This is a genomic window from Enterobacter sp. N5-15 (genome assembly GCF_057221635.1).
In genome coordinates, this window is the sequence record NZ_CM170150.1 from 1,242,227 (window position 1) to 1,264,136 (window position 21,910).

At 61.8% G+C, this 21,910-nt stretch carries 22 protein-coding genes; 11 read left to right on the forward strand and 11 right to left on the reverse strand.

Annotated elements, in window-relative coordinates; genetic code table 11:
- Positions 1 to 11: 11 nt before the first annotated feature.
- The 3 genes from fepC to fepD are packed head-to-tail and all read right to left on the reverse strand — an operon-like array spanning position 12 to position 2,802.
- A complete protein-coding gene (fepC, locus tag AC2TE5_RS05750; protein ID WP_484612824.1) occupies positions 12 to 812 on the reverse strand; it encodes an iron-enterobactin ABC transporter ATP-binding protein in 801 nt (266 codons plus the stop codon).
- Positions 809 to 1,798, reverse strand: a complete 990-nt coding sequence (gene fepG, locus AC2TE5_RS05755) for an iron-enterobactin ABC transporter permease (RefSeq protein WP_484613314.1) — start codon at positions 1,796 to 1,798, stop codon at positions 809 to 811. Before fepG ends, fepC begins: the two co-directional genes overlap by 4 nt.
- A complete protein-coding gene (gene fepD / locus AC2TE5_RS05760) occupies positions 1,798 to 2,802 on the reverse strand; it encodes a Fe(3+)-siderophore ABC transporter permease (RefSeq protein ID WP_484612825.1) in 1,005 nt (334 codons plus the stop codon). Before fepD ends, fepG begins: the two co-directional genes overlap by 1 nt.
- 108 nt (positions 2,803 to 2,910) lie before the next feature.
- Between fepD and entS the strand changes: the two genes are divergently transcribed.
- Entirely contained in the window at positions 2,911 to 4,158 is a 1,248-nt protein-coding gene (gene entS / locus AC2TE5_RS05765) for an enterobactin transporter EntS (RefSeq protein ID WP_213328730.1), read from the forward strand.
- A gap of 46 nt (positions 4,159 to 4,204) precedes the next feature.
- Here entS and fepB read toward each other — a convergent pair whose 3' ends face one another.
- Positions 4,205 to 5,164, reverse strand: coding sequence for a Fe2+-enterobactin ABC transporter substrate-binding protein (fepB, locus tag AC2TE5_RS05770; protein WP_213328729.1), 960 nt, complete (start codon positions 5,162 to 5,164; stop codon positions 4,205 to 4,207).
- A 188-nt stretch (positions 5,165 to 5,352) separates the two neighbouring features.
- Here fepB and entC point away from each other — a divergent pair, with 188 nt between their 5' ends.
- From entC to AC2TE5_RS05800, 6 genes are all read left to right on the forward strand, one after another.
- On the forward strand, positions 5,353 to 6,528 hold the full coding sequence (entC, locus tag AC2TE5_RS05775; RefSeq protein WP_484612826.1) for an isochorismate synthase EntC: 1,176 nt from the start codon (positions 5,353 to 5,355) through the stop codon (positions 6,526 to 6,528).
- A 9-nt stretch (positions 6,529 to 6,537) separates the two neighbouring features.
- A complete protein-coding gene (gene entE, locus AC2TE5_RS05780) occupies positions 6,538 to 8,148 on the forward strand; it encodes a (2,3-dihydroxybenzoyl)adenylate synthase EntE (protein ID WP_484612827.1) in 1,611 nt (536 codons plus the stop codon).
- Between the two features lie 10 nt (positions 8,149 to 8,158).
- Complete coding sequence (locus tag AC2TE5_RS05785) at positions 8,159 to 9,013, forward strand: isochorismatase (protein ID WP_213328726.1); 855 nt, start codon at positions 8,159 to 8,161, stop codon at positions 9,011 to 9,013.
- Positions 9,013 to 9,765: a 2,3-dihydro-2,3-dihydroxybenzoate dehydrogenase EntA gene (gene entA, locus AC2TE5_RS05790; protein WP_484612828.1), complete on the forward strand. Its 753-nt coding sequence runs from the start codon at positions 9,013 to 9,015 to the stop codon at positions 9,763 to 9,765. The genes AC2TE5_RS05785 and entA overlap by 1 nt, the downstream gene beginning before the upstream one ends.
- A 1-nt stretch (position 9,766) precedes the next feature.
- Positions 9,767 to 10,180 carry a proofreading thioesterase EntH gene (entH, locus tag AC2TE5_RS05795; protein WP_063143215.1) on the forward strand — a complete coding sequence of 138 codons (414 nt, stop codon included), beginning with the start codon at positions 9,767 to 9,769 and terminating at the stop codon, positions 10,178 to 10,180.
- Positions 10,181 to 10,307: 127 nt separating this feature from the next.
- Positions 10,308 to 11,450: an IS481 family transposase gene (locus AC2TE5_RS05800; protein WP_484612276.1), complete on the forward strand. Its 1,143-nt coding sequence runs from the start codon at positions 10,308 to 10,310 to the stop codon at positions 11,448 to 11,450.
- Positions 11,451 to 11,537: 87 nt separating this feature from the next.
- Here the strand turns inward: AC2TE5_RS05800 and AC2TE5_RS05805 are convergent, their stop codons facing one another.
- Genes AC2TE5_RS05805 through AC2TE5_RS05815 form a run of 3 tightly spaced genes read right to left on the reverse strand, consistent with a single transcriptional unit; the run spans position 11,538 to position 13,820 of the window.
- A complete protein-coding gene (locus AC2TE5_RS05805; RefSeq protein ID WP_484612829.1) occupies positions 11,538 to 12,650 on the reverse strand; it encodes a M20 family metallopeptidase in 1,113 nt (370 codons plus the stop codon).
- A 13-nt stretch (positions 12,651 to 12,663) separates the two neighbouring features.
- Positions 12,664 to 13,128 (reverse strand): YjiG family protein, encoded by a 465-nt coding sequence (locus tag AC2TE5_RS05810; protein ID WP_121425485.1) that lies wholly within the window; start codon positions 13,126 to 13,128, stop codon positions 12,664 to 12,666.
- Entirely contained in the window at positions 13,125 to 13,820 is a 696-nt protein-coding gene (locus AC2TE5_RS05815; RefSeq protein WP_010428444.1) for a nucleoside recognition domain-containing protein, read from the reverse strand. Before AC2TE5_RS05815 ends, AC2TE5_RS05810 begins: the two co-directional genes overlap by 4 nt.
- A 268-nt stretch (positions 13,821 to 14,088) precedes the next feature.
- Here AC2TE5_RS05815 and cstA point away from each other — a divergent pair, with 268 nt between their 5' ends.
- A complete protein-coding gene (gene cstA / locus AC2TE5_RS05820) occupies positions 14,089 to 16,194 on the forward strand; it encodes a pyruvate/proton symporter CstA (RefSeq protein WP_213328723.1) in 2,106 nt (701 codons plus the stop codon).
- Between the two features lie 103 nt (positions 16,195 to 16,297).
- On the forward strand, positions 16,298 to 16,495 hold the full coding sequence (locus AC2TE5_RS05825) for a YbdD/YjiX family protein (RefSeq protein WP_006809671.1): 198 nt from the start codon (positions 16,298 to 16,300) through the stop codon (positions 16,493 to 16,495).
- Here AC2TE5_RS05825 and AC2TE5_RS05830 read toward each other — a convergent pair.
- The 4 genes from AC2TE5_RS05830 to AC2TE5_RS05845 all read right to left on the reverse strand — a co-directional run bounded on the left by AC2TE5_RS05830 (position 16,492) and on the right by AC2TE5_RS05845 (position 19,246).
- Positions 16,492 to 16,896 (reverse strand): helix-turn-helix domain-containing protein, encoded by a 405-nt coding sequence (locus AC2TE5_RS05830; protein WP_029740113.1) that lies wholly within the window; start codon positions 16,894 to 16,896, stop codon positions 16,492 to 16,494. The genes AC2TE5_RS05825 and AC2TE5_RS05830 overlap by 4 nt on opposite strands.
- A complete protein-coding gene (locus AC2TE5_RS05835) occupies positions 16,868 to 17,173 on the reverse strand; it encodes a type II toxin-antitoxin system RelE family toxin (protein ID WP_484612830.1) in 306 nt (101 codons plus the stop codon). The genes AC2TE5_RS05830 and AC2TE5_RS05835 overlap by 29 nt, the downstream gene beginning before the upstream one ends.
- Before the next feature lie 183 nt (positions 17,174 to 17,356).
- Positions 17,357 to 18,100, reverse strand: coding sequence for an SDR family NAD(P)-dependent oxidoreductase (locus AC2TE5_RS05840; RefSeq protein WP_484612831.1), 744 nt, complete (start codon positions 18,098 to 18,100; stop codon positions 17,357 to 17,359).
- A 57-nt stretch (positions 18,101 to 18,157) separates the two neighbouring features.
- Entirely contained in the window at positions 18,158 to 19,246 is a 1,089-nt protein-coding gene (locus AC2TE5_RS05845; RefSeq protein WP_484612832.1) for an oxidoreductase, read from the reverse strand.
- Between the two features lie 160 nt (positions 19,247 to 19,406).
- On the opposite strand from AC2TE5_RS05845, the gene AC2TE5_RS05850 reads away from it, so the two are divergent.
- A complete protein-coding gene (locus AC2TE5_RS05850) occupies positions 19,407 to 20,909 on the forward strand; it encodes a sugar ABC transporter ATP-binding protein (RefSeq protein ID WP_484612833.1) in 1,503 nt (500 codons plus the stop codon).
- Complete coding sequence (locus AC2TE5_RS05855; protein WP_023334863.1) at positions 20,906 to 21,901, forward strand: ABC transporter permease; 996 nt, start codon at positions 20,906 to 20,908, stop codon at positions 21,899 to 21,901. The genes AC2TE5_RS05850 and AC2TE5_RS05855 overlap by 4 nt, the downstream gene beginning before the upstream one ends.
- Positions 21,902 to 21,910 lie beyond the last annotated feature (9 nt).

Sequence of the window (21,910 nt, forward strand, 5' to 3'; positions counted from 1 at the left end):
GGGTGAGGGCATCAGACCGCACGTTTGCCCAACGGCACAACCAGCGGCGTACCCGCCACCGGATCGTCAATAATCATGCAGCGCATGCCGTAGATCCGCTCGATCAGCTCCGGCGTCACAATCTCTTTCGGCGCGCCCTGCGCCACAATCTCACCGTCTCGCAAGGCAATAAGGTGCGTAGCGTAGCGGCACGCCTGGTTTAAATCGTGCAGCACCGCCGCCAGGGTATACCCCTGCGTGCGGTTCAGCTCGCTCAGCAGCTCCAGCAGATCAATCTGATGGCTGATGTCGAGCCAGGTCGTCGGCTCGTCCAGCAGCATGATGGAGGTCTCCTGCGCCAGCACCATCGCGATCCACGCGCGCTGACGCTGCCCGCCGGAGAGGGTGTCCACGCTCTGCTGGGCCAGATCGGTAATCCCCGTTGCTACCATCGCGCGGCTGACCGCCTCGTCGTCCTCTTTGCGCCAGCGGGTAAACAGCGGCTGGTGCGGATAGCGCCCGCGCGAGACCAGCTCCTGCACCGTGATGTCTCCAGGCGTGGTGGCGTTTTGCGCCAGTAGCCCAATGCGCCTCGCCACCTCTTTGCTGGCAAAGCGCTGGATCTGCTCCTCGTCGAGGAACACGCTGCCCTCAGCCGGCGTCATCAGGCGGCTCAGGGTGCGCAGCAGGGTCGATTTGCCGCAGCCGTTCGGCCCGATGATTGCCGTAAAATGGCCGTCCGGAATGGCGACGGATAAGTCACGGGCAATGATTTTTTTGCCGTAGCCGAGAGTGAGGTTTTCGCCGCGCAAGCGAGTTGTAGAATCTGTCATTTCCTGCGTGACTCCTGAACGAGCAAGACGATGAGGTAAATCCCGCCGAGGCTGACGGTCACCACGCCCACCGGCAGTTGATAAGGCATAAACAGCCGCTGGGCGCAGAGATCGGCGGCCAGCAGCAGCAGCGCGCCGCACAGCGCCGCCTGGGTTAAGCCCCAGCGCGCCGTCCCGCTAAGGCGGCGGGCGATGTGCGGTGCCACGAGGGCGATAAACGAGATCGGCCCGGCAATCGCGGTAGAGGCGGCGGTCAGCAGTACGGCGACCAGCATCAGCATCAGGCGCGAGCGCTCGACGCCCACGCCCAGCGCGCAGGCGCTGTCGTCGCCCATCTCCAGCAGACGCATACGCCGCACCAGCAGCAGCGCGCCGATAAACATCAGCAAAATCAGCGGCGCGGCGGGCCAGGTTTTGCCCCACGTCAGGCCGTTGAGGGAACCGGCGTACCACAGCCCGGCAGAGAGCGCGGTTTCCAGCGAGGCCTGCAGTAAAAGCCAGGTGTTAAAGGCCATCAGCATGGCGCGGATGCCGATCCCGATGATGATAAGGCGGAAGGTGTCGATGCCGTTGCGCCAGGCCAGCGCCCAGATAAGCAGGGAGGTGAGAATGCCGCCCGCCATCGCCGTAAAGGTAATCGCCGTCAGGTGCTGGCCGAACAGTACCATCGCCACCAGCACGCCGCTCCAGGCCCCGGTGTTGAGGCCCATCACGTCCGGGCTGCCGAGCGGGTTACGCATCAGCGACTGGAATATCGCACCGCTCACGCCGAGCGCCGCGCCGACCAGAATCGCCATCGCCACGCGCGGCAGTCGCCACTCCGTCACCACCATGGTGATGTTGCGCGGCGCGCTGCCGAGCAGGGCGTTAAACACCTGCGCAAGATCGAGCGTCACCGCGCCGCTGCGCAGGCTCCAGACCGCCAGCAGCAGAATGGCGATAAGCAGCAGCGAGACGCTGGTGAGTAAACGACGGGACGGGGCCATCATGCGCCACCTCCATGTTTACGACGAACCAGGAAGATCAGCACCGGCGCGCCGATAAAGGCGCTGACCACCGAGACGCGCAGCTCGCCGGGCACCAGCAGGCGGCCCAGCACGTCGGCAAACAGCAGCAGAGCAGGGGTGGCCAGCAGCGTCACCGGCAGCGACCAGCGGTGATCCGCCCCCACCAGCCAGCGCGCCATGTGCGGCATCATCAGGCCAATAAAGGCGATCGGGCCGACCACCGCGGTCGCGCTACCGCACAGTACGGTGATGGCGAGCAGACCAATCAGCTGCGTGCGCGCTACCCTATTGCCGAGGGCGGTCGCGGTGTCGCTGCCGAGGCTCAGGCTGTTGAGCGCCCGGCTTAAAAACAGCGCCACGGCGGCGGCGATAATGACCGGGATCGCCACCACTTTTAGGGTTTCAAGGGTGCGGATATCCAGCGAACCGGCCTGCCAGAAGCGCAGCTGGTCGTAAACGTCCGGGTTGAGCAGGGCGATGCCGTTGGATAGGCCCTCCAGCACCGCCGCGAGCGCCACGCCCGCAAGCGTTAAACGTACCGGACTCAGCTGCCCGCCGCCCTGGCTGCCGGTAAACGCGACCACCAGCGAGGCGGCCAGCGCGCCGCAGAAGGCCATGACCAGCTGCTCGGAGGGCGAGGTCAACCCGAAAAGCGCCGCGCCGAGCACGATGGCAAAGCTGGCGCCGGAGTTAACGCCGAGAATGCCGGGGTCTGCCAGCGGGTTACGGGTAAGGGTTTGCATCAGGGCACCGGCAAGGCCGAGCGCGCCACCCGCCAGCAGTCCGGCAAGCGTGCGGGGCAGTCGGGCGTCGAGCACGATAATACAGTCGGCGCTCTGGCAGGTGCCGGAGAGCGCATCAACGATAACGGACGCGGGCAGCGGCTTCGCGCCGACCAGCAGGCTGAGTGCTACCGCAAGGCTCAGGAGCAGCAGTAAAACGGGCACGGCAACGGCGCGCACCGCAGAAGAGGAAAACGACATAGCAACATCCATGATTTGATAATGATAGTGATTATCGTTATCTATCTTATTTGGCTATGTTAGCATGTGCGCCCATGGAAAGGGTAGAAATAGACTCAAGGCTTTGTCATGAATCAAAAATCCTGGCTGCTTAACCTCAGCCTGCTGAAAACGCACCCGGCGTATCGCGCTGTTTTTATCGCTCGCTTTATCTCCATTTTGTCCCTCGGCCTGCTCGGCGTGGCCGTGCCGGTACAGATCCAGACCATGACGCACTCCAGCTGGCTGGTGGGGTTATCCGTCACCTTAACCGGCGGGGCGATGTTCATCGGCCTGATGGTGGGCGGCGTGCTGGCGGACCGCTACGAGCGTAAGAAGCTGATCCTGCTGGCGCGCGGCACATGCGGCGTGGGCTTTATCGGGCTGTGTCTGAACGCGATGCTGCCGGAGCCGTCGCTGATCGCGATTTATGCCCTGGGGCTGTGGGACGGCTTTTTTGCCTCGCTGGGCGTGACGGCGCTGCTGGCGGCAACGCCCGCGCTGGTCGGGCGCGAGAACCTGATGCAGGCGGGAGCGATCACCATGCTCACCGTGCGCCTCGGCTCGGTGATTTCGCCGATGGTGGGCGGCCTGCTGCTGGCGACCGGCAACGTGGCGTGGAACTACGGCCTGGCGGCGGCGGGGACCTTCATTACCACCCTGACGCTGCTGCGCCTGCCGCTGCTGCCTCCTCCGCCGCAGCCGCGCGAGCATCCGCTGAAATCGCTGATGGCCGCGATTCGTTTCCTGTTCAACAACTCGCTGATTGGCGGCATTGCGCTGCTCGGCGGCCTGCTGACGATGGCGAGCGCCGTGCGCGTGCTGTACCCGGCGCTGGCGGGAGAGTGGCAGATGAGCGCCTCGGAGATTGGCATTCTCTACGCCGCCATTCCGCTCGGCGCGGCGTGCGGGGCGCTGACCAGCGGGAACCTGGCGCAGAGCGCGCGTCCGGGGCTGATTATGCTGCTTGCCACGCTGGCGTCGTTTATCGCCATCGGCTTCTTCAGCCTGATGCCGGTGTGGGCGCTGGGCGTGTTGTGCCTGGTGATCTTCGGCTGGCTGAGCGCCATCAGCTCGCTGCTGCAGTACACCCTGATCCAGACCCAGACGCCGGAAGGCATGCTCGGGCGCATTAACGGCCTGTGGACGGCGCAAAACGTCACGGGGGATGCGATTGGCGCAGCGATCCTCGGCGGGCTGGGAGCGATGATGACTCCGGTGGCCTCGGCGAGCAGCAGCGGGTTTGCGTTAGCGATGGTTGGCGTGATTTTGTTAGTGGCGTTGGTGGAATTGCGGCGGTTCAGGCAGGAGAGTGTGTTGAACGACGGTGCGGCCTGATGCCCTCACCCCGGCCCTCTCCCACGGGGAGAGGGAGGGAAAATGCCTACTTAAACAACGCATTCAATCTGTTTAATACCAACATCGCGCTGTAATAATCGAGGCGGAACGTCTCCGTTCCCAATGCCCAAACCCGTTTGTTTTTCACCGACGGCAAATGCGCCAGCAGCGGGTTGGCGTAAATCGCATCCACGTCTTTCTGGTCGCCGGCAAACACAAACAGCCCTTCGCCGTTCAGCCCCGTCGCCAGGTTTTCCCCTCCCAGCTGAATAATGTCGTGGCGTTTGCCCTGGCTTTTGGAGGTCTGCAGCCCGGCGGGCAGCTCCGCCAGCGTAAAGCCCAGCTGGTGCAGCAGCTTGCCCTGCGCGGATTCAGCGGTCCACAGGTTGGCGCTGTGCGCGGCGGCGGTGTAGACGATGGCGTTCACCGGCTGCGGCGGCAGCTTCATCTGCTGTTTTACCTGCGCGAGCTGTTTATCAAACGCGGCAATGCGCTCTGCAGCCTGTTTTTCCTGTCCGGTGATGCTGCCCAGCTGGGTCAGCAGCGCCTGCCAGCTCTTGTCGTCGTAGTTGATGATAAGCGTTGGGGCGATGGCGGAGAGCTGATCGTACAGCGCCAGCGCGGAATCCCCGCCGGTGGCGCCGATCAAAATCAGATCCGGCATCTGGGCCGCTACCGCTTCGGCGCTCGGCTCGCCGATGTACAGCCGCGCAACCTTGCGCTGTTTTGCGATATCTCCCCACTGACGCAGGAAACCCTGCCCATCCGCCACGCGGTTGTTCGGCGTGGTCGCGCCGCTGGCAATGACCGGGGCGTCAATCGCCAGCAGGGAGCCGGTTAAGGTCACGCTGGTGGAGACAATGCGCGTCGGTTTGCTCTCAAGCGTGTGAACGCCGCGGCTGTCGGTCACCTGACGCGGCCAGTCGGCGGCAGCGGCTGAGGCAAGTCCTAAAACAAAAAGTCCAGGTAAAAGCAGGGTATTACGGAATAGGGCAGGGAATTTCACAGCGCGACATCCTGTTTTTGTTGAAGATAATGCTTCTCATTTTCATGGCTACCGCGAAGGGATGCAAGCTTTTGTCGCACAAGTTGTTTGCCCGACGGTTGACAGCGAAGCGATGTGGGATTAGGTTAGCCGACGAAAATATAAATGATAATCATTATTGCTTCTTTTATCATTTTGAGGAGGATGATATGGATACGTCCCTGGCTGAGGAAGTTCAGCACACCGCAACCACGCTGGAATCAGACCGCTTTTTCTTTATGTCGCCCTACCGCAGCTTTACCACGTCCGGCTGCTTTGCCCGCTTCAGTGAATCCGCCGTTGGCGGCGACGATCCGACGGGACACTTCCAGCAAAAATTAGCCCAGGCCTTCCGGAATGCGAAAGCCAGCGGTATCGCTCATCCGGTGATGGTAGGGGCTATCCCCTTCGATACCCGCAAGCCGTCGTCGCTGTTTATTCCCGAACGCTGGCAGACGTTTTCTCGCCCGGCGCGTCAGCAGTCTTCACGCTATTTCTCCGGTGCGCAGTCACTGAATATCGAAAAACGTACCGAGATCCCCCCGCAGCCCGTGTTCGAAGAGATGGTCGCGCGCGCCGCGTCGCTGACCGCCACGCCGCAGGTGAACAAGGTCGTGCTGTCGCGCCTGATTGATATCGCGACCGACAAAAACATGGATAGCGGTGCGCTGATGGAGCGCCTGATCGCCCAGAACCCGGCGAGCTTTAACTTCCACGTGCCGCTGGAAGACGGCGGCGTGCTGTTGGGCGCAAGCCCGGAACTGCTGCTTCGCAAAGAGGGCACGCACTTTAGCTCGCTGCCGCTGGCAGGCTCGGCGCGTCGTCAGCCCGACGACGTGCTGGATCGCGAAGCGGGCAATAAGCTGCTGGCCTCCGAAAAAGACCGTCACGAGCACGACCTGGTGACCCAGGCGATGAAGGCCATTCTGGCACCGCGCAGCCACCGTCTCAGCATGCCGGATTCTCCTCAGCTGATTACCACGCCGACGCTGTGGCATCTGGCAACGCCGGTAGAAGGCGAGGCGCGTGAAAATGAAAACGCCCTGACGCTGGCCTGCCTGCTGCACCCGACGCCGGCGCTGAGCGGTTTCCCGCACCAGGCGGCGAAAGAACTGATCGCCGAGCTGGAGCCGTTCGACCGCGAGCTGTTCGGCGGTATCGTCGGCTGGTGCGACAGCGAAGGCAACGGCGAGTGGGTGGTGACCATCCGCTGCGCGCGTCTGCATAAAAATACCGTTCGCCTGTTTGCCGGTGCGGGCATTGTGCCCGCCTCCTCGCCGGTGGGCGAATGGCGCGAAACGGGCGTGAAGCTCTCCACCATGCTCAACGTGTTTGGTTTGCACTAAGGAAGACTCATGACCATCCCTTTTACCCGCTGGCCTGAGGCGTTTGCCCGCCGCTACCGCGAAAAAGGCTACTGGCAGGATCTGCCGCTGACCCACATCCTGACGGATCGCGCGGACAGCGATGCCGTGGCGATAATCGACGGCGAGCGGCACATCACCTACCGCGCGTTTAATCAGGCGGTGAACAACCTCGCGTCCACCCTTCAGGCGCAGGGGCTGCACTGCGGCGAGACAGCGCTGGTGCAGCTCGGCAACGTGGCCGAGTTCTACATCACCTTCTTCGCGCTGCTGCAAATCGGCGTCGCGCCGGTCAATGCGCTCTTCAGCCATCAGAGCAGCGAGCTGAACGCCTACGCGGAGCAGATCAAACCCGCCGTGCTGATTGCCGATCGCGACCACGCGCTGTTCGCGGGCGATGACTTCCTCAACGCCTTTGTGGATGCGCACCGCTCGGCACGCGTCGTACTCCTGCGCGGCGATAAGGCTGACCACGCCCTGGAAGCGGCGATTGCGCGTCCGGCGGACAACTTCATCCCGAACCCGACGCCCGCCGACGAGGTGGCCTTCTTCCAGCTTTCCGGCGGCAGTACCGGCACGCCGAAGCTGATCCCGCGAACGCACAACGATTACGACTACAGCATTCGCCGCAGCAACGAGATCTGCGGCATTACCGCCGAAACGCGTTATCTGAACGCGCTGCCCGCGGCGCATAACTACGCCATGAGCTCGCCGGGATCGTTAGGCGTCTTCACCGCGGGCGGCTGCGTGGTGCTGGCGAACGATCCGAGCGCGACGCTCTGCTTCCAGCTGATTGAACGGCATCAGATTAGCGTCACCTCGCTGGTCCCTCCGGCGGTGAGCCTGTGGCTGCAGGCGATTGCCGACGGCGCGGGGAACGCGCAGCTCACATCCCTCAAGCTGCTGCAGGTGGGGGGCGCACGCCTCTCCGCCACGCTCGCGGCGCGCATTCCGGCGGAAATCGGCTGCCAGCTTCAGCAGGTGTTCGGCATGGCGGAAGGGCTGGTGAACTACACCGCGCTTGACGACGCGCCGGAACGCATCATCAACACCCAGGGCCGCCCGATGTGCCCGGACGACGAAGTGTGGGTGGCGGACGAGCACGGCAACCCGCTGCCGCGCGGTGAGGTTGGGCGTCTGATGACGCGCGGGCCGTATACCTTCCGCGGCTATTTCAACAGCCCGGAACACAACGCCAGCGCCTTTGACGCCGACGGCTTTTACTGCTCCGGCGATCTGATTGCCATTGACGAGCAGGGCTACATCACCGTGCAGGGGCGCGAGAAGGATCAGATCAACCGCGGCGGCGAGAAGATCGCCGCCGAAGAGATCGAAAACCTGCTGCTGCGCCATGAGGCGGTGATCCACGCCGCGCTGGTGAGCATGGAGGACAGCCTGCTGGGCGAAAAAAGCTGCGCGTATCTGGTGGTGAAACAGCCGCTGCGCGCGGTCGAGGTGCGTCGCTTCCTCCGCGAGCAGGGCGTTGCCGAATTTAAGCTGCCGGACCGCGTGGAGAGCGTGGATGCGCTCCCGCTGACGCCTGTCGGCAAAGTCGATAAGAAACAGTTGCGCCTGTGGCTCGCTGAACGCGCCCGGGGCTGAGGAACAGAGTATGGCCATTCCAAAATTAACCGCTTACGCGCTGCCGACCGCCGCAGAGCTGCCGACCAACAAGGTGAACTGGAGCTTTGAGCCGGAGCGCGCCGCGCTGTTGATCCACGATATGCAGGAGTATTTCCTGAACTTCTGGGGCGAAAACAGCGCGATGATGCAGCAGGTGGTGGCGAATATCGCCAGACTGCGCGCTTACTGCAAAGCGCACCATATTCCGGTCTACTACACCGCGCAGCCGAAAGAGCAGAGTGATGAAGACCGCGCCCTGCTGAACGACATGTGGGGGCCGGGCCTGACCCGCTCGCCTGAGCAGCAGCGTATCGTCGCTGAACTGACGCCGGACGAAGCCGACACGGTGCTGGTGAAGTGGCGCTACAGCGCGTTCCACCGCTCGCCGCTGGAGCAGATGCTGAAAGAGACGGGCCGCAACCAGCTGCTGATTACCGGCGTCTACGCCCATATCGGCTGCATGACCACCGCCACCGATGCCTTTATGCGCGACATCAAGCCGTTCTTTATCGCCGACGCGCTGGCGGATTTCACCCGCGACGAGCACCTGATGTCGCTGAACTACGTGGCCGGACGCTCGGGCCGCGTGGTGATGACCGACGAGCTGCTGCCGTCCGTTCCGGCGACTAAAGCCGCGCTGCGCGAGCTGATCCTGCCGCTGCTGGATGAGTCCGACGAGCCAATGGATGAAGAAAACCTGATCGACTACGGCCTGGACTCGGTGCGCATGATGGCGCTGGCCGCCCGCTGGCGCAAAGTGCACGGCGATATTGATTTCGTGATGCTGGCAAAAAATCCAACAATCGACGCCTGGTGGGCGCTGCTCTCCCGCGAGGTGAAGTGATGGGTTTTGATTTTACCGGCAAGACCGTCTGGGTGACGGGCGCGGGGAAGGGGATTGGCTACGCGACGGCGCTGGCCTTTGTGGAGGCAGGCGCACAGGTGACCGGCTTCGATCTGGCGTTTCCGCTGGGTGATTATCCTTTCGCCACCGAAACGCTGGACGTGGCGGATTTTGCTCAGGTCAGCGATGCGTGTGGCCGTTTGCTTAATACCCTTGAGCGACTGGACGTGCTGGTCAACGCGGCGGGCATTCTGCGCATGGGGGCGACGGATCGGCTCTCGCAGGAGGACTGGCAGCAGACCTTTGCGGTCAACGTCGGCGGCGCGTTCAACCTGTTCCAGCAGACGATGGGCCAGTTCCGCCGTCAGCAGGGCGGGGCGATAGTCACCGTGGCGTCCGACGCGGCGCACACGCCGCGCATCGGCATGAGCGCCTACGGTGCCTCGAAGGCGGCGCTGAAAAGCCTGGCCCTGACCGTCGGGCTGGAGCTGGCGGGCAGCGGCGTGCGCTGTAACCTGGTGTCGCCGGGCTCGACGGACACCGATATGCAGCGCACCCTGTGGAAAAGCGACGACGCGGAGCAGCGGCGTATTCGCGGCTTTGGCGAGCAGTTTAAGCTCGGCATTCCGCTGGGCAAAATCGCCCGTCCGCAGGAGATTGCCAGCACGGTACTGTTCCTGGCGTCCGATGCCGCCAGCCATATCACCCTGCAGGATATCGTGGTGGACGGCGGCTCCACGCTGGGAGCGTAAAATGATCTGGAAACGTCATTTACCGCTCGAGGAGCTGAACGCAACCAGCCTGAACACCCTGGTGGCGCATCTCGGCATCGTCTATACCCGTATCGGCGACGACACGCTGGAAGCGGAGATGCCGGTGGATGCGCGCACCCATCAGCCGTTTGGCCTGCTGCACGGCGGCGCGTCGGCGGCGCTGGCGGAAACGCTGGGCTCAATGGCCGGTTTTCTGATGACCCGCGACGGGCAGAGCGTGGTGGGAACGGAGCTGAACGCCACGCACCATCGTGCGGTCTCTCACGGTAAGGTGCGCGGGGTGTGCCAGCCGCTGCATCTGGGCCGCTCCACCCAGAGCTGGGAGATTGTGGTATTCGACGAGCAGGGGCGGCGGTGCTGCACCTGCCGGTTGAGTACGATGGTGTTGGGTTGATTCTGTGCGGTCTGTTGCCCTCACCCTAACCCTCTCCCTGTACGGTCCGGGGACATAGTGAACACTTGTTCGGGGACATGGTAGACACTTACAACTAAGGCATAAGAACCCGTTTATGGAGTCGCTTATGCCCTGGGATGCGAGAGATACCATGTCATTACGTACCGAGTTTGTTTTGTTCGCCTCGCAGGACGGGGCGAACATTCGTTCCCTCTGCCGTCACTACGGTATTTCACCTGCCACAGGCTACAAGTGGCTTCGCCGCTGGGCTCAGGAAGGTGCCGCCGGCCTTCAGGACCGCCCGCGCATACCGCACCATTCCCCGAACCGCTCATCTGACGACATCACAGCCCTGCTGCGCATGGCGCATGACCGCCATGAGCGCTGGGGCGCACGCAAGATAAAGCGCTGGCTCGAGGACCAGGGGCACCGCATGCCCGCCTTCAGCACCGTCCATAGCCTGATGGCCCGCCATGGTCTGCTGCCGGGCGCTTCACCGGGCATTCCCCCCACGGGACGGTTCGAACATGACGCGCCGAACCGCCTCTGGCAGATGGATTTTAAGGGCCACTTTCCCTTTGGCGGCGGCCGCTGCCATCCGCTCACCCTGCTGGACGACCACTCCCGTTTTTCCCTGTGCCTGGCGCACTGTACCGATGAACGGCGCGAGACCGTGCAGCAGCAGCTGGTCAGCGTGTTTGAGCGTTACGGCCTGCCGGACCGGATGACGATGGACAACGGCTCACCGTGGGGAGACACCACCGGCACCTGGACGGCGCTGGAGCTGTGGCTGATGCGCCACGGTATCCGGGTGGGGCACTCCCGGCCTTATCATCCGCAGACGCAGGGCAAGCTGGAGCGTTTTCACCGCAGCCTGAAGGCGGAAGTACTCCAGGGGAAGTGGTTCGCAGACAGCGGTGAGCTGCAGCGCGCCTTCGACCACTGGCGCACGGTGTACAACCTTGAACGCCCGCACGAGGCGCTGGATATGGCGGTACCGGGCTCGCGGTATCAGCCGTCAGCGCGGCAGTACAGCGGCACCACAACGCCCCCGGAATACGACGAGGGCGTGATGGTCAGGAAGGTGGATATCAGCGGAAAGCTGAGCGTGAAAGGGGTAAGTCTGAAGGCAGGCAATGCGTTCAGGGGAGAGCGGGTCGGGCTGAAGGAGATGCAGGAGGACGGCCGCTACGAGGTGTGGTGGTACAGCACGAAAGTGGGGGTGATCGACCTGAAGAAAAAGTCGATCACCATGGGTAAAGGATGTTAAAAAGTGTTCACCATGTCCCCGAACACCTGTCTACCATGTCCCCGGACTGTACACTCCCACAGGGAGAGGGGACGGTTTAGTGCAAAATTAAAGCATGGAGACTACGCGTCTGAGTAATCGAATTCTCGGTTCAATCGACGCTTTATCCAGCCATTCCGCGGGGCTGTGGAACCCGGCGCCAATCGGCCCCAGGCCGTCGAGCGTCGGGATGCCCAGCGCGGCGGTGTGGTTGGCGTCGCTGCCGCCGCCGACCGCCTGCCAGGTGATGTCGATACCCTCCGCTTTTCCTGCCGCTTCAACCTGCTGCATCAGGGCCTGAGTCGCAACGCTGGCTGCCATCGCCGGTTTGTGATTCACCCGCGCAAGCGTCGTGGTCACGCCGTCTAAAAAGCCTTTTTCACATAACGCCTCCAGCGCCTGATTCACCCGGTCGTACTCGTCGTTTTCCCAGAAGCGCACGTCGAGTTCGGCTACGGCGTTATCCGCCACCACGTTGGCCGCGCTGCCGCCGTTAATCACCCCGACGTTGAGCGTAGTGCCGCGATCCCAGTCGGTTAGCGCATTAATGGCGATAACGCTGTTGGCCAGGGCGGTAATCGCCGAGCGGCCTTTCTCCGGGTCGTTGCCCGCGTGTGCCGCCACGCCGCTGAAGGTGAGGTGATAGCCCGCCATCCCTTTACGCGCTTTCACCAGCGAACCGTCGGCGCGGGCGGCCTCGCAGACCAGCACGCAGCGGGAACGCTTAGCCAGCTCGCCGATCCATTCGTGGGAGTGCACCGAGCCGGTCTCTTCGTCCGGGTTCATCGCCACGGCAATCGCGAGACGATCTTTGTCCGCAGCGTCGAGCCCGCGCATCGCCCACAAAATATTCAGAAGTCCGCTCTTCATATCCGAGACGCCGGGACCGTACAGGCGGGTATCGTCCTCGCTCATCGGACGTTCGGCGACGGTGCCGGGGGCAAACACGGTATCCAGGTGCCCGACCAGCAGCACGTCAAAGCGTTCCGCCTGCGGTTTGTTGCTGACGAACACGCCGGGGCCTACCTTATCGCCCAGATTCACCCGCTCGGTGTGCCACCCCTCGCGCTGCCAGAGCTGCTGCATAATGCCTGCCACGGCGGCAACGCCCGTAATGGTCTGGGTGCCGCAGTCCACGTTCACCAGGGTTTTCAGCTCTTCAATATAGTGGTCAAGATTCATATTCACGTCCTGTTCAGAGAATAATGCGCATCAGCAGCATGGCTAAAAACGCGTTGACTACCGAGATGGCGATCATCAGCGGGATACGTTTGGCGCGGGTGCCGATCACGCCCAGAATGCGGCCCAGATACTGCACCTGCGAGCCCATCAGGTAGATGGCGGGTGCCAGGATCGCCAGGTGCTCGCCGGTGATAATGCCTTTATCAAACAGGCCGATGGCGACGCCGATCCCGCCGCCCATCGACATCCAGCCGCCAATCAGCACGGCGGCGGCCTCACCCGGCAGGCCGAACAGGCCCATCAATGGGGCGAAGATCATGCCCAGCCCTTTCAGGGCACCGGTAATTTCCAGCGCTTTGATGATGATAAACGCCATCACCACGTTGGGCAGGGTGCTGCCGGTGGCAATGCTCCAGCCCTTGCGAGCGCCTTCGACGAAGACATCGGTAATCACGGGGTTAGACTGTGGGGCACTCATGCGGCGTCTCCTTTACGGGTGAAGGACAGGATCAAGCGCAGCAGATTTGCGCCCACGATTTTCATGATGAACATGACGGCGATACAGGCTCCGATGGACGTGGGAACCGCCGCCGTGCCGTCAACGGCAACCAGCGTGAAGAGGATCGCCCCGGAAGAGAAAAAGTTGGTGATCATCGCCCCGGCGGAAAACTGGAACATGGCGAAAACGTCCTTCTCTTTTTCGCTGATTTGCCCTTCGTCTGACAGATTGCGGGTCAGCGACGCGCCCACGTCGGTGCTTTGCAGGCTGCCAATCAGCGCGAGCCCGGTGGTGCCGGGAATGCCCAGCAGCGGGCGCAGCAGCGGGGTTAAGAGCTTGCGGGCGGCACGCAGCGCGCCGTAGTGCTCCAGCACGTTGATCATTCCCAGCGCGAACATCACCGCGGGAATTAAACCGAGCGCGAAGAGAAACCCGTCCATCGCGCCGCTGCCGCCGGTGCCGCGAAAGGCGCTGCTGGCTGTCGTCAGGGTGCCGTCATCCAGGCTGGCTTTACTGACCACTTTGCCAAACGCACCGTTGAGGGTGGTGAAATCAAAGACGCCGTACCACTCTTTTCCGCCTAACAGGCCGGAGAAGAAAACGGCTGCAAACGCCAGGGCGAAGTACGCGCCCGGCCCGACCTTATGATCCTGAGGTACAGAACTGTTCATATCCTTTTCCTTGTAAGCGCGCGATTGCGCAGGATCATTCTGGCGAGGTTATGAGCAAAAAAAATGATACAAATCATTCCGTAAGGCCGCGTCTGGCTGAAAAAGGCAAAAGTGTGACCGAGGACATCGCGAAAGTGATCGGCTTAACAATGTGGTGTAAATGTCTGGTTTGACCACGCATTATTGCGTTTCAAAGTTGTTAAATTTTTTCGGTTGTTCTAGAAACAAAATGTAACATCTCACTGTTTCACAACAACGGATAACCACTATGAACAACTCAGGGAAATACCTTACATGGGCAGGGCTCTCCGTTGTGGGAGCCTTTGCCCTGGGCTATATCGCCCTCAATCGGGGGGAACAGATCAACGCGCTCTGGATCGTCGTCGCCTCCGTCTGCATTTATCTGATCGCGTACCGTTTTTATGGCCGCTATATCGCGAAGAACGTATTAGGCGTTGACGCGACGCGCATGACGCCTGCCGTCCGCCACAACGACGGGCTGGACTACGTGCCGACGGATAAAAAAGTGCTGTTTGGCCACCACTTTGCGGCAATTGCCGGAGCGGGCCCGCTGGTGGGGCCGGTGCTGGCGGCGCAGATGGGGTACCTGCCTGGGATGATCTGGATCCTCGCGGGCGTGGTGCTGGCGGGCGCGGTGCAGGACTTTATGGTGCTGTTCGTCTCCACCCGCCGCGACGGACGTTCGCTGGGTGAGCTGGTGAAAGAGGAGATGGGGGCAACCGCCGGGGTGATTGCGCTGGTGGCGACCTTTATGATCATGGTGATCATCCTCGCGGTGCTGGCGATGATCGTGGTGAAAGCGCTGACCCACAGCCCGTGGGGAACCTACACCGTTGCCTTCACCATTCCGCTGGCGCTGTTTATGGGGGTCTACATTCGCTACCTGCGCCCGGGGCGCATTGGTGAAGTGTCGGTGATTGGTCTGGTATTCCTGGTGTTCGCCATTATCTCCGGCGGCTGGGTGGCGGAAAGCCCGACATGGGCACCGTTCTTCGACTTTACCGGCGTACAATTGACCTGGATGCTGGTGGGCTACGGCTTTGTGGCGGCGGTGCTGCCGGTGTGGCTGCTGCTGGCCCCGCGTGACTACCTCTCCACCTTCCTGAAAATCGGCACCATCATCGGGCTGGCGATCGGCATTCTGATTATGCGCCCGACCCTGACCATGCCCGCGTTAACCAAATTCATCGACGGTACCGGCCCGGTCTGGACCGGTAACCTGTTCCCGTTCCTGTTTATCACCATTGCCTGCGGTGCGGTGTCCGGCTTCCACGCGCTGATTGCCTCCGGCACCACGCCGAAGATGCTGGCGAATGAAAATCAGGCCTGCCTGATTGGCTACGGCGGCATGCTGATGGAGTCCTTTGTTGCCATCATGGCGCTGGTCTCGGCCTGTATCATCGACCCGGGCGTGTACTTCGCGATGAACAGCCCGATGGCGGTGCTGGCGCCTGCCGGAACCGTTGACGTGGTGGCATCCGCCGCGCAGGTGGTAAGCGGCTGGGGCTTTGCGATTACCCCTGATACGTTGACGAGCATCGCCAGTGAAGTGGGCGAGCAGTCGATTATCTCCCGTGCGGGCGGGGCGCCGACGCTGGCAGTGGGGATGGCCTACATCCTGCACGGCGCGCTGGGCGGGCTGATGGACGTCTCCTTCTGGTATCACTTCGCCATCCTGTTCGAGGCGCTGTTTATCCTGACGGCGGTGGATGCGGGAACCCGCGCGGCGCGCTTTATGCTCCAGGATCTGCTGGGCGTGATCTCCCCGAACCTGAAGCGTACCGATTCGCTCCCGGCGAACCTGCTGGCAACGGCGCTGTGCGTGCTGGCGTGGGGATACTTCCTGCACCAGGGCGTGGTCGATCCGCTGGGCGGGATTAACACCCTGTGGCCGCTGTTCGGTATCGCCAACCAGATGCTGGCGGGCATGGCGCTGATGCTCTGCGCGGTGGTGCTGTTCAAGATGAAGCGCCAGCGTTACGCCTGGGTGGCATTAGTGCCAACCGCATGGCTGCTGATCTGTACCCTGACGGCGGGCTGGCAGAAAGCCTTCAGCCCGGACAACAAGGTGGGCTTCCTGGCGATCGCCAACAAGTTCCAGGCGATGATCGACAGCGGTAAGATCCCGGCGCAGTACACCGAGTCGCAGCTGTCGCAGCTGGTGTTCAACAACCGTCTGGACGCCGGGCTGACCATCTTCTTTATGGTGGTGGTTGTGGTGCTGGCGTTGTATTCTCTCAAGACCGCGCTGGCGGCGTTGAAAAACGATAAGCCAACGGCGAAAGAGACGCCGTACGAGCCGATGCCTGAAAACCTGGAAGAGATTGTAACCCAGGCCAAAGGGGCGCATTAACCTGTGTGCCGGGTGGCGCTAGCGCTTACCCGGCCTACTTTTCTTATCCTCCCTCTCCCTTTGGGAGAGGGCCGGGGTGAGGGAAACAAACGAGAAATGACTTATGTTCGACACCCTTTCCAAAGCAGGTAAGTACCTGGGCCAGGCTGCCAAAATGATGATTGGCGTGCCGGACTACGACAATTACGTCGAGCATATGCGCGTCAACCATCCGGACCAGACGCCCATGACCTACGAAGAATTTTTCCGCGACCGTCAGGACGCCCGCTACGGCGGCAAGGGCGGGGCGAAGTGCTGTTAACCCTCTTTCGGTAAATAGAGGCTGATCTGCTCCTGCTTGCAGCCATAAATTGCCGCCAGCTTTTCGCGGGTGCGCTTTTGCGGACGGGAGTCCAGCGCTTCAAGCTGTGACACGGCGGACTGGGTGATGCCGAGTTTTTCCGCCACCTCCTGCTGGGACATGCCGCGCAGAATACGCCACGCGGCCTGCAGGCTGACGTTCTGCCAGGTCATGATGCTGCATACTTCCCCAGGCAATTCCACGTCATCCAGGCTATCGTGTTCGACCTCAATATCCTCCAGATCGTCGTCGGTTTCGTCGTCAATTTCTGCCATCTGTAAGAGCATACGAAAATATTCGTGATAGGGAATAACGACGTACTGCGTTTTCCCGTTATCGTCCTTGATTAGCTGTACAGCCATAGTTGGCACTCTCCTCATGCAGGTAAGTCGTTGAAGTTCTGCGCTTGACGGCCAAAACAAAACAATGGTCATCGGGATCGTCCCGAAGCGTATAGATGATGCGGTAATCGCCTACGCGTAGCCGGAAACGATCTTCTGTCGCCGATATTTTTTTGATATCGGGCCGGGGAGCCGAGCGGTCATCCAGCTCAGCAAGCTTTACCTCAATGCGACGCTGATACCGCTCGTCAATCTTTGAAAACGCCTTCTTTGCACCATTGGACCAGACAATCTTCATCCGTACCTCCACTGTACGCCCACACAAAATATAAGGAAATAATAAGACTATTAGATAAATTCCGAATTTCTTATGGGGAACTGTAGAGCGGAGAAAAAACGGGAGAAAGCGGCAAAACGCGAACCCTCGAGGGTGCTCGGAAACGCCTCTGCCGGGCGACAGAGGCTTGCAGGGAATATGCGATCAGGCGTTCAAACCGCCGTCCACGTCCAGACCGGTACCGGAGATCTGCCCGGCAAGCGGGCTGGCGAGAAACGTGACCGCCGCCGCGACGTCTTCCGGCTGGCCGTAATGACCCAGCGCAATAAGCTGACGCTGAGAGTCAGCCTGTTCGCCGTCTTCCGGGTTCATATCGCTGTTGGTGGGGCCGGGGTGGACCAGGTTAACGGTAATGCCGCGCGGCCCTAAATCACGGGCCAGTCCGCGGGTGAGGGAGTTAAGGGCCGATTTGGTCATCGAGTAAACCGCGATCCCCGGCTGCGCCACGCGGTTCGCCAGACAGCTGCCGATGTTGATAATGCGCCCGCCGTCGGACATGTACACCAGCGCTTCCTGAATGGCGATTACCACGCCGCGAATGTTGACGTTGATAAGGGCGTCAATATCCGCCAGCGTCATGGATTCCAGCGGACCGCCGCGCGCGATCCCGGCGTTATTGACCAGAATATCCAGCCCGCCAAGGGAACGCGCCGCATGGGTGACGGCATCCTGAATCGCCTGCGCGCTGGCGCTGTCCGCCTGCACGGCTTCGCCGTGTCGTCCCAGCGCCTTAATCTCATCGGCGACCGCCTGGGCTTTATCGGCCGATTTTTCATACGTAATAATCACATCCGCACCGGCGCGCGCCAGCGAGAGTGCAATTGCCCGACCCAACCCGCGGCTGGCACCGGTAACCAGCGCCTTTTTACCTGTTAAATCGATCTGCATGATGACCTCGTTACGAGAGTGGTAAGAATCATCATTAGGTATAGACGGTCAGGGCGATTAACGGCTGAAGGATTCCACTTTCTCAAATGCGGCGCGCAGAACGTCAGGCGTTAACGCAACCGGCAGATAGTGAATCGACTCCACCGGGCGCAGGGTGTGGGCAATGACCTTATCCAGCGCTTCCCGGTTATTGATGTCGACGTCCAGCTCGCGAAGCGTGGTCGGCAGGTTAAAACGCTGGTATGCCGCCACCAGCTGCGCCAGCACGTCGTCCTGGCCGAGCAGGGCGCTCTGCACCAGAATGCCGTAGGCTACCTTGGTGCCGTGCAGGTATTTTTCCGTCTGCGGCAGCACGGTTAAGCCGTTGTGTACCGCATGCGCCGCCGCCACGCGCGTATAGCGTTCGCCCAGGCCGCCGACCATACCGCCACCGGCGATAATCGCATCTACCACGTCCCGGAACGCCTGCGTCTGGTCACCGCGCTGCTGGTCGGCCAGCGCCTCTTCGCTGCGTGCCAGCAGCACGTCGCGGATCGCCAGCGCGCCGTTGATGCCCAGCCGCACGGTCAGCGGCAGGTTCTCCGGCTCAGGTGCCAACACCACCGCTTCGTACCACTTCGCCAGCGTATCGCCGATGCCCGCGAGCAGATATTCCGCCGGGGCGTTAAGGACGATCTGCGGCTCCACCAGCACCAGGAAGTTAGCGTCGTCGAAGATCTCAAAATGCAGCGCCTGACCGGCATCGTTGTACCAGACGGAGAGCGGGGTCCACGCCGCGCAGGTGGCGGCAATGGTGGGGATGCCCACGAACGGCACCCCTAAACGGCGCGCCACGGCCTTGACGGTATCCATCACCGCACCGCCGCCGACGCCAATCACCACGCTGGCGTCGCTGCCGGATTCATTCACCAGATGGGTGACGTCGCGCTCGCTGCAGTGGCCTTTAAACAGCAGGCGTTTTGCCCCCGGCGCGTTAAAGCTCTCCGGCAGGAAAGGGCGCGCGCCTTCGATAGCGCGCTCGCCGTAGATCCACACCGCGCGGGAAAGCTGTTCCGGAGTAAAGAAGTTATCCAGCTGCGTCAGGCTTCCGGAATGTGAGAAGTAGTTCGCCGGGCCAGGCACGACGCGGATATCGGTGTTGCTCATGGTGTTGTCCTTTTTTTAGCAAGCGCTAACCCGATGTTATGTCTGGACATCCGGATGGCTAATAATATTTCGCTTTATCTTATGCCTTTTCCGTCGTTGTCAGTCAACCGGAGCTGTGAAAAATTCGATAAATCAGAAGAGTAATGAAGGATTTACGCGGATGGTTTCCAGTCGCCTTGAGATGCGCGGTATCAGCCTGGCCTTTTCCGGCTTTCAGGCGCTGTCGCGCGTGAATTTCACCTTAACCGGCGGATCCGTACATGCGCTGACCGGTGCCAACGGCGCGGGGAAATCGACCCTGATGGCGGTGCTGTGCGGCACGCACGACCACTATGAGGGTGAGATCAGCATTAACAACCAGCCGGTAACGATCCGCGAACCGCTTGACGCCAAACGGCTGGGGATCCACCTCGTACAGCAGGAGGTGGACGTGGCGCTGATCCCGGGGTTGAGCATTGCCGAAAACATCATGCTCGACCAGCTGGCGCAGCCGGGGCATCGCTTCAGCTGGCGCGCGATCCGCCAGCAGGCGAGACAGGCGCTGACGCAGCTGGATGTCCCTCTGGACGTGCGCCGTTCCATCGACAGCTGTTCGCTGGCCGAAAAGCAGCAGATTTTGCTGGCACGCGCCTTGTCCCATCACTGCCGTTTTTTGATTCTTGATGAACCCACCGCGCCGCTGGATGCGCACGAGAGCGAGCGCCTGTTTGCGGTGGTGAGACGTTTAAAGCAGCAGGGTATCGGCGTGGTGTTTATCTCCCACCGTATTCACGAGCTGAAGGCCATCTGCGACACCTTAACGGTGCTGCGCGACGGCAAGCTGATCGAGTCCGGCCCGATGGCCGATCTTAGCGGCGAAGCGATCGTCGAGAAGATGCTCGGCCACGTGCTGAGCGATATCTATCCGCCCGCGCGACCGCCGCACGGCGACGAAACGCTGCTGCGCGTTGAGGGGCTTCACGACGACGCGCTGCTAAAAGATATCTCCCTGCACCTGCGCAAAGGCGAAATTCTCGGGATTGCCGGGCTGGCGGGGGCGGGGAAAACCGAACTCTGCAAGGCGCTGTTTGGCGCCACCAAAAGCCGCGTGGCGCGCGGCGAGCTGAATCATCAGTCCTGGCAGCCGCGCGATCCGGCCGACTCCGTGCTGCGCGGTCTGGCGCTGGTGCCGGAGGAGCGCCGCAAAGAGGGCATTTTTATCGACGAGCCGGTGAGCATGAACCTTGCCGTGTGCGCGGATAACAGCTTCTCGCGCTGGAGCCTGTTTGGCCATCGTCAGGCGTGGCGCTGGGCGGAAGAGGTGATTGCCCGCGTCGGCGTGCGCGCCCGTGGGCCGGGGCAGGTGCTGCGCCGCTTATCCGGCGGCAACCAGCAGAAGGTCGCCATCGGTAAATGGCTGCGCAATGACGCTAGCGTGCTGATATTCGACGAGCCGACCAAAGGCGTGGACGTGAAGGCCAAAACCGACCTGTTCCAGCTGATTGACGGGCTGGCGCGCGAGGGCAAAGGGGTGATTTACGCCTCGGGCGAGTTTGCCGAGCTGGTCGGGCTGTGCGACCGCATCTGCGTGCTGTGGGACGGTCGCATCGTGGCGGAAATCGCCGGGGCCGAGGCCCGCGAAGAGACACTACTTTATTATTCAACCGGAGGAACGGCGTCGTGAGCAAGGCCCTTTCAGTGAACGCGGCGGCATCTGGCCGTCAGCAGATTTTCGATTTTCTCTACAGGTGGGGCATGCTGTTAACCGTCGTCGCGCTGGTGGCCGTCTTTGGCCTGGCGTCGGACAGCTTCCTCGATCCGAACAACATCATCAACATTCTGCGCTCGATTGCCATCGTGACGGTGATTGCCATTGGCGTGTCGATTTCATTGACCATCGGCGGGTTCGATCTCTCTGTCGGATCCACCGCCTCGCTGGCGAACGCGCTGGTGATTTCTCTTTTCGTCTGGCACGGCTTTGGTACCACTGAGTCGATTCTGATCACCCTCGCGCTCTGCACGCTGGTGGGGCTGTTTAACGCCTTCCTGATCGTCATCCTGCGTATTCCGGACATGCTCGCGACGCTTGCCAGCCTGTTTGTCATTCAGGGCGTGGCGATGACCTACAGCTACGGCGGATCGATTACCGAGAACATGGTGCTGCCGAGCGGCGACATGGCGGAAGGGACCATTCCGGCGGCGTTTAGCCTGCTGGGGCAGGTGCCGACCATTGTGATTGTCATGCTGGTGGTGACCGTGCTGGCGCAGCTTGGCCTCTCGCTGACCACGCACGGACGCCGGATGTACGCCATTGGCGGCAACCCCGAAGCGGCGCGTCTCTCCGGTATTCGCACCACGCGCTACAAGGTGGCGGCCTACGTGATCGCCTCGCTGCTGGCGGGCCTGGGCGGGATTTTGCTGGCGTCGCGCATCGGTTCGTCGCAGGTGAATGCGGGCGGCGGATACCTGATGGATGCGGTGGCGGCAGCGTGGATTGGCTTCTCGCTGGCCGGGTCCGGCAAGCCGAACGCGCTGGGAACCCTGGTCGGAGCGGTCATTCTCGGCGTGCTGTCGAACGGGCTGGTGATGCTCTCCGTGCCGTATTACGCCATGGACATTATAAAAGGGCTGGTGCTCGCGGTGGCACTGGCGATTACCTACATACAAAAACGCTGACAACACAAC

What these genes read in the sequence shown, in the direction of transcription:
- fepC (WP_484612824.1), bottom strand. Translation starts at nt 812, where the DNA reads ATGACAGATTCTACAACTCGCTTGCGCGGCGAAAACCTCACTCTCGGC.
- fepG (WP_484613314.1), bottom strand. Translation starts at nt 1,798, where the DNA reads ATGGCCCCGTCCCGTCGTTTACTCACCAGCGTCTCGCTGCTGCTTATC.
- fepD (WP_484612825.1), bottom strand. Translation starts at nt 2,802, where the DNA reads ATGTCGTTTTCCTCTTCTGCGGTGCGCGCCGTTGCCGTGCCCGTTTTA.
- entS (WP_213328730.1), top strand. Translation starts at nt 2,911, where the DNA reads ATGAATCAAAAATCCTGGCTGCTTAACCTCAGCCTGCTGAAAACGCAC.
- entC (WP_484612826.1), top strand. Translation starts at nt 5,353, where the DNA reads ATGGATACGTCCCTGGCTGAGGAAGTTCAGCACACCGCAACCACGCTG.
- entE (WP_484612827.1), top strand. Translation starts at nt 6,538, where the DNA reads ATGACCATCCCTTTTACCCGCTGGCCTGAGGCGTTTGCCCGCCGCTAC.
- AC2TE5_RS05785 (WP_213328726.1), top strand. Translation starts at nt 8,159, where the DNA reads ATGGCCATTCCAAAATTAACCGCTTACGCGCTGCCGACCGCCGCAGAG.
- entA (WP_484612828.1), top strand. Translation starts at nt 9,013, where the DNA reads ATGGGTTTTGATTTTACCGGCAAGACCGTCTGGGTGACGGGCGCGGGG.
- entH (WP_063143215.1), top strand. Translation starts at nt 9,767, where the DNA reads ATGATCTGGAAACGTCATTTACCGCTCGAGGAGCTGAACGCAACCAGC.
- AC2TE5_RS05800 (WP_484612276.1), top strand. Translation starts at nt 10,308, where the DNA reads ATGCCCTGGGATGCGAGAGATACCATGTCATTACGTACCGAGTTTGTT.
- AC2TE5_RS05805 (WP_484612829.1), bottom strand. Translation starts at nt 12,650, where the DNA reads ATGAATCTTGACCACTATATTGAAGAGCTGAAAACCCTGGTGAACGTG.
- AC2TE5_RS05810 (WP_121425485.1), bottom strand. Translation starts at nt 13,128, where the DNA reads ATGAGTGCCCCACAGTCTAACCCCGTGATTACCGATGTCTTCGTCGAA.
- AC2TE5_RS05815 (WP_010428444.1), bottom strand. Translation starts at nt 13,820, where the DNA reads ATGAACAGTTCTGTACCTCAGGATCATAAGGTCGGGCCGGGCGCGTAC.
- cstA (WP_213328723.1), top strand. Translation starts at nt 14,089, where the DNA reads ATGAACAACTCAGGGAAATACCTTACATGGGCAGGGCTCTCCGTTGTG.
- AC2TE5_RS05825 (WP_006809671.1), top strand. Translation starts at nt 16,298, where the DNA reads ATGTTCGACACCCTTTCCAAAGCAGGTAAGTACCTGGGCCAGGCTGCC.
- AC2TE5_RS05830 (WP_029740113.1), bottom strand. Translation starts at nt 16,896, where the DNA reads ATGGCTGTACAGCTAATCAAGGACGATAACGGGAAAACGCAGTACGTC.
- AC2TE5_RS05835 (WP_484612830.1), bottom strand. Translation starts at nt 17,173, where the DNA reads ATGAAGATTGTCTGGTCCAATGGTGCAAAGAAGGCGTTTTCAAAGATT.
- AC2TE5_RS05840 (WP_484612831.1), bottom strand. Translation starts at nt 18,100, where the DNA reads ATGCAGATCGATTTAACAGGTAAAAAGGCGCTGGTTACCGGTGCCAGC.
- AC2TE5_RS05845 (WP_484612832.1), bottom strand. Translation starts at nt 19,246, where the DNA reads ATGAGCAACACCGATATCCGCGTCGTGCCTGGCCCGGCGAACTACTTC.
- AC2TE5_RS05850 (WP_484612833.1), top strand. Translation starts at nt 19,407, where the DNA reads ATGGTTTCCAGTCGCCTTGAGATGCGCGGTATCAGCCTGGCCTTTTCC.